We start from the raw sequence: 19,991 nt of genomic DNA, 5'->3' as shown, positions 1-19,991 counted from the left end.
TTTGGTGTTCGACATATTATTCACTTTTTCGGTGATTTAAATACAAAAATCTTTAATTACATATATAATTTAGTTTTAAATGCCTTAAAACAGGTGTTCGAGTACCATTAGGACAATGGCTGGATAAACCAGAGTACGTTGACCCCGCCTCACCAGAATATATTTGCTGTAAAGTTTTGCTTGTCTGTATTTTAGAGAATTGGCGAAAAGGGGTTAAATGAATTGGTTCATGCACGCAAGTGGCAAAATCTCAATATAAAAAAGATTGTTTTGAGGGATTGGAACCTTCTAAATTCCTGGAGTTTTCACCCTTTAACCTTTTACTAAAGGTTATGAAGGTTAAATTCTACTATGACGTACTCGCCACTGCACTCGAGGAGATCTAAGAAAGAGGCTTTATACTCGATTTCAATCTCGAAACGAATAGCTTCTTCAAAAATAAAAATAACTTCAATATAGAAGATTTCGGATTGTAGATATTTATAATAACGAAGGCGATACTGGCCCTGTAGGTGAAGTATCACTATATGCGATTGAATCAATGCAGGGTAATTGAGGTTTTTTCTTGCCAGTTATGGCGCTTCAACCGATGAGTATTCTACCAAAGTACTCCATTTACTTAAAGAGGTAAGGTAGTTTTATTTCTAAAATTTACATTAAAAACAATACCTGCATCGCATGTTGAAGAACCTTTAGGTCATTCAACTTTCCAAATTGAAATTGCGGTCTAATTGGTTTATAACCAGGGATATTTAATAAATTTAAAATATTTGTCTTGAGCTTTTAAGACAAGTTGGTTTGAGCTTATGGGGCAAATTAAAAGGATTTGGGTTCATTAATTTTGCATCAGAAAAAAAAATAAGATGAAAACAATTGATAAAATCTACATTGACGGCAAATTTGTTTCTCCGATAGGTCAGCAAAGCCTGGAACTTTTTAATCCTGAAGATGGTACAAAGGCCTCGGAGGTTAAGTTGGCGAATGGGCAGGATGTTGATCTTGCAGTTGCTGCAGCGAAAAAAGCATTTAAAACTTTTTCAAAAACCACTATAAAAGAGCGTGGGGAGATGTTGGAGAGGTTAGCACAGGCAATTATGGATCGTAAGGATGATCTTAATGCTGTTGCAGTAAGTGAATATGGCTCACCCATCAGCGCAACTAAAGGCCGCACACATTACGCAGCCCAAATTTTTCTTGATACGAAAGATGCTATGGATGGTTTTGAATTTCCAAAGACACTTGAGCATGCAACAATTATCCTCCAACCATTAGGCGTGATCGCAGCGATAACGCCATGGAATGCAGATTATACCCATATTTGTGGCAAACTTGCGCCTGCAATTGCAACTGGGTGCACTATTGTAATTAAACCTAGTGAAATCAGCGCAGAACAAACACAAATTTTAACAGAATGTTTTCACTCAGCGGGCATTCCTGACGGCGTCATAAATATTTTAAATGGCACTGGTAATGTAGTTGGTGCCGCCCTCACAGCACACCCCGATGTTGAAGTAATAACATTTACTGGCTCAACCAATGTTGGTAAAATCATTTACCGCGGAGCAGCAGATACAATGAAACGGGTAGTTCTGGAACTTGGCGGAAAATCGCCGAATGTAATTTTGGAAGATGCTGACCTCGAAACGGCTATTCCCAGAGCGCTATATATCGCTTTCACTAATAGTGGACAGGCTTGTCATGCAGGAACACGTCTGATTATTCCCTCATCCAAATATTCTGAGATTAAAAACTTACTTATCAAGTCGGCGCTGGATTTTAAAATCGGTGATCTCCATTCTCATGACAGCCTTATTGGCCCATTGGTTAGTGCGAAACAGTATGAAACAGTTCAGCAATATATTCAATCTGGGATAGACGATGGGGCAGAAATTTTAGTCGGAGGTCTTGGACATCCGGATGGCCTGCAAGGATACTACACTAAGCCCACTATTTTTGCAGGGGTTAAGCCAGGTATGAAAATTGAACGTGAAGAGATTTTCGGTCCTGTACTCTCTGTCATTGAATATGATACAATTGAACAGGCCATTGAGATCGCTAATGATACCATTTATGGCTTGTCGGGATACGTTAGCGGTAAGGATCCTGAAACACTTAAGTACGTGGCTAGCGAGATTCTTTCGGGCAGGGTGCTTATCAATACTGTGGTTAACAAAGAAAGCAGATCACCATTCGGAGGATTTAAACAATCTGGAATTGGAAGGACATCCTGGGTTTATGGAATTGAAGAATACGTAGAGCCAAAAGTAATTACAAAATTTTAATTATCTTCCCGCTGGTACTTATAAGCACCAGCGGGTTTTGTTTCTTAAATGTATTTTTTATGCTGGCATCAAGGCAAATCAACATTTCGACTAATTACTATGAACCTTTTTCCGGTGAACAGTATACACAGGAACTTTTATTCAGCTATCAGATTTCGGGGAAGCTGATGGTGGACGATGATGGCCATGTACAGGAATTTTTAGCTGGTAGCTTTCGGCTGGTCAGAAAGAACAGGCTTTTAAAATACTGTAAACAGCCTTCCAAAACCAGTCCGTATATATCCCTGAGTGTCGCTTTTAGAACCGAAATGCTAAGATCCTTTGCGGATGCCCATGGTTATCATCCACGTTATCGTATACGTAGTCCATCAGTTATCAAGTTGAAGAAACATCCCTTGTATGAAGCACATGCGAAATCTTTGCAGGCGTTTAATGAGGTTGATGAGATTGCGAACGCGGAATTAATACAGATAAAGATAAAAGAAACGCTACTTATCCTGCTTAAAGAGCAGCCGGAACTTCAGGATGTCATTTTCGACTTTTCGGAGCCCGTCAAAACAGATATTTCCCGATTTATGCAGGAAAATTTCAGATATAATCTTCCCTTATCGCGTTTTGCTTATTTGAGTGGGAGAAGTTTGGCAGCTTATAAAAGGGATTTTGAAAAAGTTTTCCAGACATCTCCTGGAAAGTGGTTGCTGGACCGCCGGTTGGAGGAGGCAGACAGGATTTTAAAAACAACAAATAAAAAATCCGCGGAAATATACTTGAGCCTGGGTTTTGAAGATTTATCCCATTTTTCAAGAGCCTTCAAAAATAAGTATGGTATACCGCCTTCAAAGGTTCTAATAAACAAAACTAGTTCTTGATTCACTGTTCAAAAGCAATGCTGGACTTTTGGAATTAAAGAGATATTGAGGAAAAAGAATCAAACACCAAAAGCGTAAGTGAATGATAATAATAACTATAACCTCAAATTTAATTTTATTATTTGTAAGACAAACCAGAACTAAATGAACTATCAGGACATTGCTTTTACCGAAGAGGTGAAAATATTACAGGAAAAATTTGGTAGTCGGGCAGGCTATGCTCGGATGGCCCAATTTAGAGACACTGAAGGCCTCACTGAAGAAGAGATAGGTTTTATCGCTCAACAGGATTATTTTTATTTGTCAACCATCAGCAAAAGCGGCTACCCTTATATCCAGTTCAGGGGAGGCCCGAAAGGCTTTTTAAAAGTTCTTGATCCTTCAACCCTAGGTTTTATTGATTTTGAAGGAAATAAACAATATATATCTACGGGAAATATTAGCACCAATAACAAGGCAGCTTTATTTTTTCTGGATCAGGCTGCGAGGGCAAGATTAAAAATGTTCGCCGAGGTCGAAATAGTCGCTTTGTCCAATCGTCCGGATCTTTTTGAAAAACTCAGCCTGGAGGATTATAAGTATAAGCCCATGCGCATTATGCTTTTTAAGATTCAAGGCTATGACTGGAATTGTCCCCAGCACATAACTCCAAGATATACCCAAAAGGAAGTTCAGGAAGCTTTTCAAGACCAGATGGAGGAAGCAAAAAGACTTAAGGAGGAAAACGAAAAATTGAAAAAACAGATCTTTGAACTCACCAAATTACGATAAGCAACTGGCTTGTCGCAAAGTTTGAGTATAGTCTGATACAGATTTGCAATACACTCTATAAAGTTTGTGTTTACATCCTATTTGAACATACCAATAAATTTGTCACCCTCTCGCCAATTTACAAACATGAAGATAGCCAAAAACTTGCAACAAATATTTTGGTGAGATCAATCTACTCAGGCTTATCCACAATGACCGTTAAAAGGCTTTCAAATATTGAAAATACTCCCGATGATCGGTACTAAAGTGAGCAATGCTCATAATACTTTAATATGGCCTTAAGGATAATAACAAACTTTAAAAAGTTCAGACTTTAATCGGTAATATTTATTATCCATTTCTGAAGTGCCACTTTTCTTGATTTTCGCTTAGCTCTGATTTTTGTTTTCTTGTCTACAACCTTAGGAATTAATTTTTCTCTTTCCTTTCGTAATTTCATCAACCTACCGAGCTCATTGTACCCTGTCATCTTCGCGTCTAGTTCTGCGATTCTCTTCAAATCATCAATGAATTTGTTGCTACCACGGACTGCCGCCAACCTCAAAGTTTTGAAAGCAGTTCTGAAAAGAACTGCTTTTTTTTGCTCTAAAATTTTCTCTCAGTCAAACTCATTTTAGAGTATTCTACTCAATTCCGATCATTGAAATGCATATATACATGGCTTTGAAATTCACTACCTTGTATTGCGTTTTTTACTAAAGATGGACTTAAGCAATTACACTAACCTGACGCCTCCTTCTTAAAATTTCCTTTCGGCGATTACTATAATTTGCCAGTAGCATCTACGGGAAACAGATTTTCATCTACCTGGGTACCCTGGCCGGCTACTCTGCACCATTTGCCTTGCTTTTTATGATAAACTTCCAGCCGTCTAACCTTAATATCTACATCTTTGCCTTCAATTCCAAGCCTAACTTGGATGAGTACATTCACAACTGCCATCGTTCCTTCGTAAATCCTAATGATTTCTTGTCCAGGAATGGGCGTGACATATCTAAAGACAACTTTTTCTTTTTTCTGTGCTTCTATCCATTGCTGGCGGGTGAAAGAAATATCGCCTTTTGGCCCAACTGCAATAAAATCATCACAATCGATTACTGTACCGGGTTTCTGGCTGCGCAGCAATTGTTTTATTTCTAACCGCTCTTTCGGATAACTGGTTGTATCTACCTGCGCCTGCGCAATAAGGGTCAGCAGGAAAAGTATAGCCGTGCTAAAGATTGTTTTCATTGTAGGGATTTTTTTAAATTTGAGATATCAATATTTATTTAAAAATAAACATCTTTTTTCGATATTAATATACTTACAATTAGTAAGTTAACTCAATAATGGAAATTAAATGTCATGCCAGTTATTATTCCTCTTTTTCAGGATGCTTACTCTCATGGATACAAGAAAAGACTTAATTATAAATTAGCACTTCAATTAAATCTGTAAATAGGCTTAAAGGGATTGAGCAGCTGAGGCTAATTTAAAACGAAACTAAAATTGATTGTTTTGAATTATTCACTACATTTAACCGTAGTCCATTAGGTTTTTCGGTACTACAGATTTACCAAATAAAGTACAGTTTCCTAAACCGGATATGAGCCGCTTAACCTTTCTCTTTTCTTTTTTGTTTCTTCTCTCATGCATTCAGGTAAACGCCCAACTGACTTTCAAAAGTGATTTTTATTCCACAGAAAATGGCCTTTCTCATGATGCGGTGACGAACATCATGAAAGATCGTGAAGGTTTCATTTGGGTAGGCACCTGGAATGGAATTAACCGTTTTGATGGCCATCATTTCAGATCATTCAAATCTTTTCCGGGAGATCTTTCGCGGTTAAAAAACGATAGGATTGATCAAATTGTAGAAGATTTTGGAACAAATTTGTGGATTAAAGCTTATGATAATCAGATCTACCGCTTCGATAAAGTTAAAGAACAATTTAACCTGTTCAGCCTTAAACATGGCAAAAAGGTGCTTTTTAATAGGATAAAGGTTGGCAGTGGCGGCGAAATATTTTTAATTACCAAAAATGATGGTTTAGTTGTCATCCCAGATCCGAAATTCCCCGAAAAATATGAACATTTCTCTACGAGTTCCTCCTCTTCAGTAAGATTTCCATCTAACGTTGTCAATTTTGTTCAGGAGGATGCTCAAAAGAAAATTTGGATCTCTACTAACAAAGGTCTTATCTGTTTAATCAAGCGGAACAAAGGTTTTGTGCAGTTAAAACTTAATGCCAGCATTTTTAGTGGCGAGGATTTTGCATCCTCTGCAGAAAGTAAATCCAGCCTTTATTTCGGATCAGCCACCGGTAATCTACTCGTGGTAAATAAATCAAATCTGTCAGCAACTATAAACCGGATATCCAAAGGCAAAATTAATAGCATTTTAGCGTCGAAGTTTAGTGAAAATATTTATGCTTCAACTTCAGTTGGAGAACTGATTACCGTAACCGCTAATCCATTTAATGTTGTTCGAACAAGCCAGGCAGGCGAGAAATTGGCTTGGATGTTCGAAGATAAAACAGGCTTAATCTGGATTGAACCTGAAAATAATGGCGTAATCTCCTATAATCCAAAAACAAATAGTTTCAATAAAATAACAGCAACAAGTGATGATGGCTATACTTATAACGGAACGTACTTTAGGGCCTTTGAAGATAATAAGGGAAGGGTTTGGGTGAGTATGAAAAATGCCGGATTAGGTTATCTGGAAGGCGATAAAACCAAATTTCAAATATTTAATAGCGGTAAAAATCCATCATTCGATAATCTGCCAAATGCCGTTACAGCTTTATTTTATGAAGGTGACGGCGTAATCTGGTTTAGCAGTGTAGATCGAGGTGTAAATAAAGTAGTGCTCCAGGAGGGGTATTTTAAACAAAAATTTCCTACAGAAAAAACGATACAAAGATCGGATAATGATGTGCGTGGTATTTTGGTAGACCGTAAAAACCGCCTTTGGCTTGGGCAGAAAAGTAGGAACATTTATGTGCTAAAGGATGGAAAGCAAGTCCCTATTAAATTTGTTGATCACGAAAAGAATGCTTTAGGTGCGGTATACTGCATTTTAGAAGATAGTAAAAACAATATTTGGTTGGGTACAAAGGCAAATGGTTTATATCTGGCTAAGCCCTTGAATGCAGAAAGGACCAGTTATTCACTCACTCATTTCAAAAAAAATCAATCACAGCCCTATTCCGTAAATAGCAATGAAATCTATTCTCTCCTGGAAGACAAATTTGGAAAAATTTGGATCGGTACTTTCGATGAAGGTTTAAATGTAGCCATTGTTAATGGGGGTAATACTAAGTTCTTGCATAAGCAAAACGGTTTAAAAGGCTACCCGCACGAAGGTTTTCAAAAGATTAGAACCTTAGCATCAGATGGAGCCGGAAATATATGGATTGGAACTACAAGTGGCTTAGTGGTTAAGGATGCGGGTTCTGCTGGTGCTCCAGGTTTGCGATTTGCGAACTATGCTAAAATGCCTGGTGTAAAAAATAGCCTTGGAAATAATGATATCCAATTTATTTTCCGAGACCGTAAGAATAGCATGTGGTTAAGTACCTCTGGTGGTGGTCTGGATAAGGCATTCGTACAGAATCCTTTTAAAAAAGTGAGTTTTAAAAACTATACTACCCAGCAAGGGCTTCCGAATGATTACGTACTAAGCAGTACGGAGGATCGCCACGGCTATATCTGGGCCGCTACGCAAAACGGACTATCAAAATTTGATCCTGTAAAAGAAGAGTTTACCAATTATGGTACTTATAACGGCTTACCTAAAGTCACTTTCTCTGAGTCGGCAAGCCAGCGTTTTGCTGATCAATCTATTGTGTTTGGCACCAATCGGGGTTATATTCATTTCCATCCGGATAGTATTGTGAATAAGAAAAGTGCTGCAAAAATGGTGTTCACTAATTTGCAGGTAAACAATGTCGATCAGTTTCCAGATTCGAATGGCTTAATCAACGCCGATATTAATTATTTAAATAAGCTGGAGCTAAATTATGATCAAAATATTTTAAGCATTGATTACGCCGTGCTGGATTCGAAGAAAGGAGCTAAGCAATTATATGCTTATCGTTTACGGGGCTTTGAACAAAATTGGAGTATCAATAGAGAAAGGCGAAGAGCCACCTACACCAATTTGCCTCCGGGTAAATATGTATTTGAGGTAAAAAGCCTGGATAACGAAAGTTTCATCCATCTCCCATACAAACAGTTGGCCGTTACCATTTTACCTCCACCGTGGAAAACATGGTGGGCTTACTTCATTTATATTTTAATTGCCTTGGGGCTTATAGAGGGAGCCAGGAGAATTATCTCAACCATGATCAACCTTCGAAACAAAATTACTGTTGAGCGGAAGATGGCAGAATTAAAAAGCAACCTTTTTAATAATATATCTCATGAGTTACGCACTCCACTCACGCTAATTTTGAATCCCATTGAAGAAATTGGAAGAAACGAAGCTTTAAGTCCTCAGGGATATGATCAGATTGAAATTGTAAAAAAGAATTCTAACCGAATGATACGTTTTATCAATCAGCTTTTGGATTTCAGAAAGCTGGAAAGTGGTAAGGCCAAGTTGCAAATCGCTCATTTCGATTTAAGTATGCTGGTTAAAGAGGTATTGACTTATTTTCGCGAAACTGCATTGCAACGCAATATTAGCCTAAGCCTTATACCGAGTGATTTAGCCTTTAATATCTGGGGTGATAAGGACAAATTAGAAATTGTAATTTATAACCTGCTTTCCAATGCTTTTAAATTTAGTGCTGATCATTCAAATATTGAGGTGAAAATTGATAGTGACCCCTCAATGAAGTATGTTAATCTCTCAGTTGAGGATCAGGGCGTTGGTGTTCCGGCAAATCAACTCAAAGAAATATTCAACCTTTATTACCAGGTCGATCATCAGAATGATATGAATCAAAAAGGTTCGGGCATTGGTTTGGCACTTTCAAAAGAAATAATTGAACTGCATGGAGGACAGATTTCTGCACATCAAAACGAAGATCGAGGCCTGACCGTAAAAGTGGCGTTGCTAACTGATAAATCTCATTTTGTTGGAGAAAATATAGAATTTATAGAAAGCCAACAGGTTATTCTGCCAGTTAAACAGGCGCCGAAAGGAGAGCTGAAACCCCCAGTAGTTAGTGATGATTTACAACCCAAAGCGAAGCTGCTACTGGTAGAGGACAATGACGATTTAAGAAACTTTCTGACTACCCAGCTTAGCAGGTTTTATGAGGTGGAGACGGCTGGAGATGGCGCCGAGGGTCTGCAAAAGGCCCAGAAATTAATACCCGATTTAATTTTAAGTGATGTGATGATGCCGGTAATGAGCGGTATCGATATGCTTGACCAATTAAAAAATGATATTTCGACCAGTCACATCCCTGTGGTATTGTTATCTGCAAAATTTTCAATTGAAGACCAGATTAAAGGCTTGCAATATGGAGCTGACTATTATATCACCAAGCCTTTTAATAACGAGTTTTTAATGGCCGCTATTGCTGGTTTAATAAAGCAACGAAAAAGGATTTTTACCGAATTGGTAGAAAACAAACATTTGCCGCCGCTTGAACCTTCGGATATTGTGATTACCGACAAAGATAAACTGTTTATGGAAAAGGTAATTGAAATAGTGGAGCAGAACATGGAAAACACCGATTTCAACATCGATTCTGTTGCAGAAGCCATTGGCATGGGGCGTTCTACCTTTTACCGGAAATTTAAAAGTTTGACAGATTTCGCCCCGGTAGAATTTGTGCGGCACATGCGTTTGCAGAGAGCAAAACAATTTCTTGATGGCGGAGAAAAAAGTATTTCGGTAATTGCCTATACCGTGGGCTTTACCAATGCCAAATACTTCAGCACTTGCTTTAAGGAGAAATACAAACTGTCTCCTTCAGAATATTTGAAATCAATAGGTGAGTAGTTGATTTTGCCTAATACTTAAACCCCTTTGCACATTTTTTAAACTCCATTTTATCTTTCTGATGATATTTTTGCCTCATCACTAACCAAATATAAAGACTGTTGAATGTGTTCAGTATTCATCAGTCTGCAATGGATAAGAAAGATATGAGAAGCATAAAAACCAGCGTTCACCCTAGCAAAATTATTTTTGGCCTATTCCTCCTGTTAGGCTTTACGGGCTACTCCTTTAGTGGAGTTGCACAGCAGCTCCTTAAATTGTACTACGATAAACCGGCTCAAAATTGGAACGAAGCACTACCGCTCGGCAATGGCCGATTGGGTTTAATGGCTTTTGGAAATCCTGAAAGGGAACATTTACAGTTGAACGAGGAAACCGTTTGGGCAGGTGAACCTGGAAATAATGTGCCAGTGAATACCTCAAGCCAAATAAATGAAATCAGGAATTTACTTTTCCAGGGTAAAAACCAACAAGCTCAAGCCCTTTCCAATCAAACCTTTCCCCGCCAGGCACCTGCTGATCTTAATTACGGTATGCCTTATCAAACCGTAGGAGATTTGTGGATCACTTTTCCAGGTCACCAAAACTATAGCAATTACTACCGCGATTTAGATATCAGCAATGCCACATCAACAGTAAGCTATCAAGTAGACCATACCACATTTACAAGAAAAGTGTTCGCGTCTCTTACTGATGATGTCATTGTGATGAAAATTACTGCCGACAAGCCCAATAGCATCAATTTCACACTAGGCTTATCCAGTACCCAAAAAGATCACCAGATTAAAAATGGCGGAAGTTATCTTCAGCTCTCAGGCAATAGTGGCAGTGTAGATAATAAAAAGGGAAAAATTAAATTCGAGGCATTAGTGGCCCCTGTTGTACAAGGCGGATTGGTTAATAGAACTGATTCATCAATAACGGTGAGCAAAGCTAATTCGGTAATCTTTTACATCTCCATTGCTACAAACTTTAAAAACTATAAAGATTTGACCGCTGAGCCATTGGCAAAAGCAAAATCAATTTTAAATAAAGCCATTGCTAAAAAATACGACGAAGCTCTTGCCACACATCAGAAGAAATACCAGTCATTTTTTAATCGCGTAACATTAGAATTGGGAGATTCAGAGCAATCTAAAAAAACAACTGATGTTCGGGTAAGGGAATTTGCCGATCATAAGGATCCACAGCTTGTGGCACTTTATTTTCAATTCGGACGATACCTTTTAATCTCAAGTTCACAGCCCGGCGGTCAGCCAGCAAACCTTCAAGGAATTTGGAATGATAAAAATTCGCCTCCCTGGGATAGCAAATATACCGTTAACATCAATACGGAAATGAATTATTGGCCTGCTGAGATGACCAACTTATCTGAAATGCATGAGCCATTATTTTCCATGCTAAAAGATCTGGCCACTACTGGCAAGGAAAGCGCATCTCAAATGTATCATGCAAGGGGTTGGAACATGCACCACAATACCGATTTGTGGCGAATTACCGGTATTGTTGATGGCGGTTTCTATGGCATGTGGCCAATGGGCGGCGCATGGCTTACACAACATTTGTGGCAACACTATCTTTTTACCGGCGATGACAAATTCTTAAGAGAAAACTATCCAATTTTAAAGGGTGCGGCCATGTTTTATCTGGATGTATTAAAGGAAGAGCCTAAAACTAAATGGCTGGTAATGGCACCGTCGATGTCGCCAGAAAATACTTATGAAAAAAACGTAGGCGTTGCTGCCGGAACCACTATGGATAACCAGCTTATTTTCGATACGTTTAACAACCTGATTAATGCTGCGAAAATCTTAAAAACCGACGGATCGTTCTCTGATTCTGTATCGACCGCATTAGCTAAAATGCCACCGATGCAAATTGGTAAATACAATCAGTTGCAAGAGTGGCTACAGGATTTAGATCGACCAGATGATAAACATCGACACATCTCGCATCTTTATGGTTTGTATCCTTCTGGACAGATTTCCCCGTTTCGGAATCCGCAATTGCTGGAAGCAGCGAAGAATTCTCTGATTTACCGTGGAGATAAATCAACAGGATGGTCTATGGGCTGGAAGGTGAATTGGTGGGCTCGAATGCTGGATGGAAATAAAGCTTACAAGCTGATTTCCGATCAGTTAACTCCAGCCCCGATGGAAACCAAAGGCCAGTCTGGTGGTACTTATCCAAATCTTTTGGATGCACACCCACCGTTTCAAATTGACGGTAATTTTGGCTGTACTGCAGGTATCGCCGAAATGTTGCTACAGAGTTATGATGGCAATATTTACCTGTTGCCAGCTTTACCCGATGCTTTGGCTAATGGGAAAATAACAGGGCTTAAAGCTCGGGGTGGCTTCGAGGTTGATATGGAGTGGAAAGATGGCAAATTAAAGAAGCTCATTGTTCAATCAACCATCGGCGGAAACTGCCGGTTAAGACTTTCAGATCAGGTAAGTTTAAACGGAAATGCAAAGCTTGTAAAATCAAAAGGGGAGAATGCGAATAAGTTTTATCAGATAAATAAAATCAAAAGTCCGATGTTATCTACAGAAGCAAAATTAAAAGGCATAGCAATTCCGAAAACTAACCTGTTCGATTTTGATACCGTTGCTGGCAAGAAATATATTTTTAATGCTCGCTAATCCGAATTAAACTTCAAAAAATTTGGTTTTAAGAGTAATAGAGTGGATTTGCACAGAAAACAGACTATTTTGGTCAATTTTTTTACCCCATTTTTTGTAGCTCAATTTAAATTTGTTTATCAAAATGGAGTAAGGCTTCGCCCTTGTCACATTTTATTGCTAACCAAATTTTCAAATTGTTAATCGTTTAAGAGCATCTTCTTAAGTAATAAATTCACAAGTCAACTTATTTTTTTACAACATCAGATTTATAACCAATTTTAGATTCAACTTATGCAACCGTTTGCATTGAAATCATTATCAAAATAAACACCCGGGTTTTCATCTTTGAGGGCCCAAGCTAACCAATTAAATTATGAGGAAAAACTACAACATCTATTTCAAAAAAGAGGCTTTTCAACGAGTGAGATTATTGAAGAGCCCAAAAGCGCTAAGCCATGATAATTTCTGCTTACAGTTATTTAATTGTTCACCAATCAACTGATCAATTATGAAATACATATACATTTTTATCACCCTCATTTTGTGTTCAGCACAATTTGCATGGGCACAAAATCGAACAATTAAAGGGCAGGTAACCGATGAAAAAGGCGGTATAATAGTAGGCGCAACCATATCCATAAAAGGCACCAACCGGGGGATTAATACAGATAGCGAAGGAAAATTTTCAATTGCAGTGCCATCTGGTGTGGCCACTTTAGTGGTTCAGTTTGTAGGTTATGTTAAAAAGGAGGTGAATATTGCTGCCGATGGTACGACTGCTAAAATTACGCTTCAGGATGATGTTAATGTCCTCCAGGAAGTTACCATTGTAAACGTCGGTTATGGTACAGTTTCCCGAGAAGCCCTTACCGGTTCTGTTTCCTCTCTTCGTGCTGATCAGATTAAGGATATTCCAATTAATTCTGCCGAACAGGCTCTTGCAGGTCGGCTTGCGGGGGTGCAGGTAACCGCTACCGATGGCGCTCCCGGAACCAACGTACAGATCAGAATTAGGGGTGGGAGTTCTATCACACAAGATAATTCTCCATTATATATTGTCGACGGAGTACAGGTTGAAAATGCGCTTAGAGCACTGTCACCTCAGGATATAGAATCTATTGATGTGCTAAAAGATGCAGCCTCTACCGCCATTTACGGTGCGAGAGGTGCAAATGGGGTAGTATTGATTACCACTAAAACCGGTAAGCGTGGAAAAATGACCGCTAGCTATAATGGTTTTGTCGGCGCAAGTAAAATTCTGGGTAAGTTAGATGTGCTGGATGCGACTGATTACCTTAAATATCAATATGAGCGCAGTCGCGGAAATGTGCTTGATAGTACTTCGTTCGTGAATAATTATGGTCCATTTGATACCCTTGAAGTGTATCGTGATAAAGGCCGCGACTGGCAAAATGAGGTTTTCGGAAAAGTTGCGTTGCAGCAAACGCATAACTTGAGTTTAAACGGGGGAGATGAAAAAATTAACTATAACCTAAGCTTAACCACCAATGGCCAGGAAGGGGTTATGATTAATTCAGACTTCGACCGTAAGCTTTTAGGTTTCAAAATGGAGTTAAGGCCGAATCAAAAATTCAGAGCTGGTTTCAATGTAAGATATACTGATGAACGAATTAATGGTGCTGGCGTATCAAGCCCGGGTTTGGCCAGGGATAATTTCCTGAAGAATACACTTTCCTATCGCCCGATAGATAGTAAAAACCCAACAGATATTGATTTCTACGATGCTCAATATCTTGCAGTTTCCGACCTGAGAAACCCGGTGATTAATGCCACCGCGGTTTACCGAAAAACTTTTGGGAAGAGATACAACTTGTCGGGTTATCTAAGTTATGCATTAACTCCTGAAATCACCGCGAGAGTAACCGTAGGTTATGACAATAACAATTCCAGAACAAACAATTTTTATTCAGAAATTACTGGTCAGGCCTCGCTTTATTCCGCAATGCCAATTGCTTCAATATTAACGGGTGTAGTAAATTCGCTAAACAATTCGAACACTGTTACTTACAGCAAGAAGAATATTGCAAAACATCATGATATCGACGTATTGATTGGTCAGGAATCCTATCAAACCAGAAATGAGCAGTTTAACGCCGAGACCAGGTATTTCCCTTTAGGTATCAGTCCGGAAAAGGCACTATCCAATATGAATTTGGGAAATCCACCTGCAGGGCAGGCACAGCCGCGTCCTACAACGAACAATGTAATGGCCAGAACCTTTTCGTTTTTTGGACGCGTGAATTATGGGCTAGACAAAAAATACTTGCTTACCTTAACGGCCAGGGCCGATGGTAGCTCTAAGTTTATGGATGGGCAACGCTGGGGATTTTTCCCTTCAGGAGCACTTGCCTGGAGAATTTCTGATGAGAAATTTGCACAATCTATCAAACCTGTGGTTTCTGATGCCAAGCTGAGATTGAGTTATGGTTCTACAGGTAATAACCGGATCAATGATTTTAGTTACTTACCGCTTTATTCTTCCAACACCTATTATGGATTGAATGAACAACTTGTGCCAGGCGTAGTACCCACACAGTTGGCTAATCCAAATGTGAAATGGGAAACTACAGTATCAAGGAACCTTGGCCTTGATTTAAGTTTTTTCAAAAACAGAGTGCAGTTTACAACTGATATTTATTACAACAGTACCAAAGATTTATTACTGCAAAATCCTATTCCACAAACCTCTGGATATACGCAACAAACTCAAAATATTGCGGCAACATCAAATCGTGGTATAGAGTTTCAATTGTCTGGATTGATTGTGCAAACCAAAGATTTTAGCTATTCAGCAAGTTATAATATGTCTTTCAATAGGAACAGGGTTGAAAAGCTTAATGATGGCATCACGAGTAAAGGTTATGCATCAGGTTGGGATAGCAATACAGGAAACGACTATTTAGTTGAAGTTGGAAAGCCGCTTGGCCAGATGTACGGATACCGCTCAGACGGTTATTATAAAGTAAGTGATTTTAATTTTAATGCAACTACAGGGGTTTATACCCTCAAGCCAGATGTTGCTTCATTTTTTGGCGTAACCAGAAGCACCATCCAACCAGGTACAATGAAACTTTTGGATTTGGGTGGCTCGATCAAAAATCCTGATGGTAGTCCGGCGATCCATACTGATGAAGACAGGACGGTGATAGGAAATGCAGCGCCAAAATTTATTGGAGGCTTGAATCAACAGTTTTCTTACAAGAACTGGGACATGAGTATTTTCGTGAACTTTAGTGTAGGGAATGATATTTATAACGCCAATAAAATTGAGTTAACCAACTCAAGATTACGCGGTGTAAACTTGTTAGAATCTGTAAATGGCAGATTTACCACGATAGATCAAAATGGTAAGTCGATTTACAATAACCCTGCAAAGCTAGAGGAATACAATGCCAATGCAACTACCTGGCGCCCGTATGAAAACAGTAATTTGTTTACCGATTGGGCTGTAGAAGACGGATCGTTTTTAAGGATCAATAACATTACGCTCGGTTATACGCTACCGACTGATCTGGCGAAGAAAATCAAGTTGTCTAGCCTTCGTTTTTATGCTACGGTAAACAATTTGGCTACCATTACCGGTTATTCAGGTTTTGATCCTGAAGTAAATACCCGTACAAATGGAGGATTAACGCCTGGAGTAGATTATTCTGCATATCCAAGATCTAGAACCATCCTTTTAGGAATTAACTTAACTTTTTAAAAACTAAAATTTCAGCATATGAAATTCAACAATATTAAAAGATTTGCCTTCGGAGCGATGTTGGCCTCTGCCATCTTCAGCTTAGGCGCTTGTAAAAAGTATTTGGAAATTAAACCCGAGTCTGCTTTTTCACCTGAAGATATTTTCAGCAATGTTTCCAGTGCCAATTCGGCTATCATGGGCGTTTATCAGCTTTTAGCCGGAGATGATGGTTATGGCCAGCGCCAATCATTAGTGTTTGTAAACGATACCGACGAGTTCTCAAGAAGTGGCGATGTTGATGCCGGTGCCCGAGGACTTGCCCGCTACAGTGCCGATGCCGGAAATAGTGAGCTTGCTGCTACTTTCACCAGAGGGTTTCAGGGAATTGAACGTGCTAACTTATGCATCAAATATATCCCTCAAATGGCAGCTTATAACAATGGGTCTGTTTCAGATAAAAAAGAATTAAGAAGGCTGTATGCCGAAGCCCTGGTACTTAGAGCAATCTATTATTTTGACCTGGTTAAAAACTGGGGCGATGTGCCCATGCAATTGGAACCATCGGTTTCAGGAATGGATTTTAACCTTAGTAAAACCAATAGTGATGTCATTTACGATCAGATTTTAGGTGATATCGCAGTTGCTGAGCGCATGTTGCCTTGGCGCAAAGAAACCACTATTGATGAGCGGATTACCCAGGGTGCTGCCCGTGGAATGAGGGCCAGAATTGCTTTGTTCAGAGGCGGGTATCAGCTGCGCCGGTCGTCAAAAGTGATGGAACGTTTACCTGATTATTTAAAATATTACACGATGGCGAGAGATGAGTGCGATACGATAATGAAATCGAATCAACATGCTCTTAACCCTAGTTTTTATGATGTATTTAAAAAAGCTAACGAGCTAACTTTGGATAACGTATATGGCGAACGCATGCTCGAAGTGGCGCAGGCTGGTGGAAATGCCAACTATGACAGTAAACTAGGAAGAGCTAGCGGTACCCGTATTGCTGATGGATCTCGCTACGGACCCGGTGGTGGAGCATTAAACCCAACGGCAAGTTATTTTTATTCTTTTGATGTATCCGATCCGAGAAAAGAGGTGACGATTGCTCATTATAATATCGATGCGAATAATTTGAAAAGCCCAGCCAGAATAACGGAAATGAACGACGGAAAATACCGTAGAGACTGGAGACCTATCATTGCAGGAGCTACCCAAACCCTGGGAATTAACTGGATTATGCTACGCTATTCTGATATTTTGTTGATGTACGCAGAAGCCGTAAACGAAATTAATGGATCGCCTGATGCATCGGCAATAAAAGCATATGAAGATGTGCGCAAGCGGGCTTTCTCAGCAAATCCTGGTAAAGTAGGTGTAACCCCGACTTCAAAAACGGCTTTTTTTAATGCAATCGTACAGGAAAGATCATGGGAGTTAGGTGGCGAAGGAATCAGGAAATATGATTTAATACGATGGAACTTATTGGGAGCAAAACTTGCTCAAGCCAAAGCAGAAATGACGGCGATTGTGAATACGCCAGCTAAATATGCGAGGTATTTGTATTACAGAAATGTGGGGGAAGAGTTCGAATTCCTGCCGGGAACAGGTTATTATCTGCCTGATCCTGCCGTAGCACCTGCGCCATTATACAATGCCACTACAAATCCAACGGGATATATTCGTATAGATTGGAGGCAGAATTTAACCACTACAGCTGGTGGCGCAATAGAAAAATTAGGGCGTACTTTTCAATCTAACCATTCCGAAGTTTTACCTATTCATAGGAGTATTTTGGATTTGAACCCCAACCTTAAACAAGATTATGGATATTAATTGCAATATCCTCTCTGAAAACTGATGATTAAAATACAATGCCCGACCTGAAGGTTGAGAAATTCGACGGCCTGGCTTTGTACCCTTAATGCAATGGAGACAAGGGTTTATTCCATTATCATTTCGAAAATTTATCATACTTCAACCATCATTCAGGAAAATATGAGAATAAAAGTTTTGTTGGGCTTTGCTGTAACGGCCATTAATTTAACTGTATGTTTTGCACAGAATAGCACAACCATACCAAAAGATACCTCTTACAATGTGCGAAAAGTTTACTGTCAAATTCACAAAGATTATCCTTACGCCACGTTGGTTAAAGATGAATTGCCTGCTAACGTTAGCCAATTCAGGGATGTGATTTACACTACTTTGCCTAATACGCGTTTTGGAAAAAGAGATTTACATGCAGATATTTTTAGACCGAAAACCAAGAAGCTGTTGCCAGCTTTGATTATGGTTCATGGTGGAGGCTGGCGGTCCGGTGATAAATCAATGGAAGTTCCGTTGGCACAATTGATCGCAAAACAAGGCTTTGTTACCGTGCCGGTTGAATATCAGCTCTCTTTGGAAGCGCCGTATCCGGCGGCGGTTCATAATTTGAAGGCGGCTGTTCGTTGGTTAAAAACAAACTGGGAAAAATATGGTGTTGATACCAATAAAATTGCAATTTCCGGAACATCTGCTGGCGGTCAGCTTGCAGCGCTTGTTGGTACCACAAACGGCTTACCTCAATTTGAAGGAGATAGGGGCAATTCAATTGCTTCGAGTAGTGTTAACGCCATTATTGATATAGATGGTGTGATCAGTTTTATAGCTCCAGGTTCACTTAACCTCAATCGGAAACCAGATTCTCCAGATATTGCTTGGCTCGGTGGCAGTTTCCAGCAGAAACCTGAGATATGGCGTGAAGCTTCTGCGGGTTATTGGGCAAATGAATCTACCGTGCCAATGCTGTTCATCAATAGCGGTTTTTCCCGATTTCATGCCGGTCAGGATGAGTTGGTAGGTAGCCTTAAAGAATGGGGTATTTACCATGAAGTGCACAAGTTTAATATAAAGATTCATCCGTTTTGGCTATTCCATCCCTGGGCTGATGAAACCGCTAATTATATCTCCGATTTCATGAAGAAAGTTTTCAGTATGAAATAATTTTCGGAGCTATGATTGAAATACAGAATCCTCGATCTGCTTGTTTTACAAAAGCTTCAAATAGGTTTTTGCAAAGCCGAATAATTATTCTCTAAACCTAATTTACATGTACACAATCATTGTTTTTCAATTGATCTCATCGGAGTTACTAAACATTTAAAAAACTGAGAAATGATGTCAAAAATTTTATCTCAAAATCTTCAGTCGCAGTCGCTAACAGAGTTTGTTCAGAAGGCTGTACTTAATTTATATGGAGCATTACCTTCAATAGGTTGTCCAGAATTAAGCCGATCGGATACAAACTCCCCACTTAATCAATTCGTTAAACACCTGAGGATTTCTGGAGCCCGGGTATTTATCAATAATGATGATTATTTTTTCTCCAGAGCATTTGGCCCCATTTCTGAACGCTTAAAAGGAAAGACCAGAAGAGATATCCGAAAATCACTTGCATTCTTAAGGATAAGAACCTATACCAACTTTAATTTTCGTGTCGCTGCGGGTGTCGCTTCTCATGGTGCGTTGTTCATCACTAAGCCAGATATGATTCAACTCCAATTGCTAAACCAATGCCGTTTCGCAAAGCTGTTTATTTATGAAGAGGACATTCTATCTAACTTTCATCAAGCTGATTCGGTACTTACACAGAATAACCAAACCGATGGCTATTATGTTTCTGGCCCTAACAATCTGGCTTTTACACCTATCAATTTCGTGAGAAATATTAGCGGTTTGAGCGTTTATATCATCAGGAAAAAAGTTGTAGTAAAATCCAGGTCAGTATTTTAAAGAAAATCAACCCAAAAA

10 protein-coding genes are annotated in these 19,991 nt (G+C 39.2%); 9 read left to right on the top strand and 1 reads right to left on the bottom strand.

All coding sequences use genetic code 11. The features are described from left to right. Window positions 1-863: 863 nt before the first annotated feature. From ACZZZK_RS02960 to ACZZZK_RS02950, 3 genes are all read left to right on the top strand, one after another. Window positions 864-2,282, top strand: coding sequence for an aldehyde dehydrogenase family protein (locus tag ACZZZK_RS02960; RefSeq protein WP_463482789.1), 1,419 nt, complete (start codon window positions 864-866; stop codon window positions 2,280-2,282). 59 nt (window positions 2,283-2,341) lie between these two features. Continuing rightward, window positions 2,342-3,151 carry a helix-turn-helix transcriptional regulator gene (locus ACZZZK_RS02955; RefSeq protein WP_463482788.1) on the top strand — a complete coding sequence of 270 codons (810 nt, stop codon included), beginning with the start codon at window positions 2,342-2,344 and terminating at the stop codon, window positions 3,149-3,151. A gap of 144 nt (window positions 3,152-3,295) precedes the next feature. Further along, the gene (locus tag ACZZZK_RS02950; RefSeq protein WP_463482787.1) at window positions 3,296-3,922 is read left to right on the top strand and encodes a pyridoxamine 5'-phosphate oxidase family protein; all 627 of its coding nucleotides are present in this window, start codon (window positions 3,296-3,298) and stop codon (window positions 3,920-3,922) included. A gap of 762 nt (window positions 3,923-4,684) precedes the next feature. Here ACZZZK_RS02950 and ACZZZK_RS02945 read toward each other — a convergent pair. Then, window positions 4,685-5,152 carry a nuclear transport factor 2 family protein gene (locus tag ACZZZK_RS02945; protein WP_463482786.1) on the bottom strand — a complete coding sequence of 156 codons (468 nt, stop codon included), beginning with the start codon at window positions 5,150-5,152 and terminating at the stop codon, window positions 4,685-4,687. Window positions 5,153-5,507: 355 nt separating this feature from the next. Between ACZZZK_RS02945 and ACZZZK_RS02940 the strand changes: the two genes are divergently transcribed. From ACZZZK_RS02940 to ACZZZK_RS02915, 6 genes are all read left to right on the top strand, one after another. Further along, entirely contained in the window at window positions 5,508-9,863 is a 4,356-nt protein-coding gene (locus tag ACZZZK_RS02940; RefSeq protein ID WP_463482785.1) for a hybrid sensor histidine kinase/response regulator transcription factor, read from the top strand. Window positions 9,864-9,994: 131 nt separating this feature from the next. After that, complete coding sequence (locus ACZZZK_RS02935; protein WP_463482784.1) at window positions 9,995-12,508, top strand: glycoside hydrolase family 95 protein; 2,514 nt, start codon at window positions 9,995-9,997, stop codon at window positions 12,506-12,508. A gap of 490 nt (window positions 12,509-12,998) precedes the next feature. Then, on the top strand, window positions 12,999-16,214 hold the full coding sequence (locus ACZZZK_RS02930) for a SusC/RagA family TonB-linked outer membrane protein (protein ID WP_463482783.1): 3,216 nt from the start codon (window positions 12,999-13,001) through the stop codon (window positions 16,212-16,214). Between the two features lie 18 nt (window positions 16,215-16,232). Beyond that, window positions 16,233-18,032, top strand: coding sequence for a RagB/SusD family nutrient uptake outer membrane protein (locus ACZZZK_RS02925; protein WP_463482782.1), 1,800 nt, complete (start codon window positions 16,233-16,235; stop codon window positions 18,030-18,032). A gap of 93 nt (window positions 18,033-18,125) precedes the next feature. Beyond that, a complete protein-coding gene (locus tag ACZZZK_RS02920; RefSeq protein ID WP_463482781.1) occupies window positions 18,126-19,184 on the top strand; it encodes an alpha/beta hydrolase fold domain-containing protein in 1,059 nt (352 codons plus the stop codon). A 171-nt stretch (window positions 19,185-19,355) separates the two neighbouring features. Continuing rightward, window positions 19,356-19,973: a hypothetical protein gene (locus ACZZZK_RS02915; protein WP_463482780.1), complete on the top strand. Its 618-nt coding sequence runs from the start codon at window positions 19,356-19,358 to the stop codon at window positions 19,971-19,973. Window positions 19,974-19,991 lie beyond the last annotated feature (18 nt).

Source organism: Pedobacter sp. AC163, from assembly GCF_979258665.1.
This window is presented reverse-complemented; position numbering and strand designations above follow the sequence as displayed.

Coding starts and splice junctions, on each gene's coding strand:
- ACZZZK_RS02940 (WP_463482785.1), top strand. CDS start 5,508: ATGAGCCGCTTAACCTTTCTCTTTTCTTTTTTGTTTCTTCTCTCATGC.
- ACZZZK_RS02920 (WP_463482781.1), top strand. CDS start 18,126: ATGGAGACAAGGGTTTATTCCATTATCATTTCGAAAATTTATCATACT.
- ACZZZK_RS02960 (WP_463482789.1), top strand. CDS start 864: ATGAAAACAATTGATAAAATCTACATTGACGGCAAATTTGTTTCTCCG.
- ACZZZK_RS02915 (WP_463482780.1), top strand. CDS start 19,356: ATGATGTCAAAAATTTTATCTCAAAATCTTCAGTCGCAGTCGCTAACA.
- ACZZZK_RS02935 (WP_463482784.1), top strand. CDS start 9,995: ATGGATAAGAAAGATATGAGAAGCATAAAAACCAGCGTTCACCCTAGC.
- ACZZZK_RS02930 (WP_463482783.1), top strand. CDS start 12,999: ATGAAATACATATACATTTTTATCACCCTCATTTTGTGTTCAGCACAA.
- ACZZZK_RS02945 (WP_463482786.1), bottom strand. CDS start 5,152: ATGAAAACAATCTTTAGCACGGCTATACTTTTCCTGCTGACCCTTATT.
- ACZZZK_RS02925 (WP_463482782.1), top strand. CDS start 16,233: ATGAAATTCAACAATATTAAAAGATTTGCCTTCGGAGCGATGTTGGCC.
- ACZZZK_RS02950 (WP_463482787.1), top strand. CDS start 3,296: ATGAACTATCAGGACATTGCTTTTACCGAAGAGGTGAAAATATTACAG.
- ACZZZK_RS02955 (WP_463482788.1), top strand. CDS start 2,342: ATGCTGGCATCAAGGCAAATCAACATTTCGACTAATTACTATGAACCT.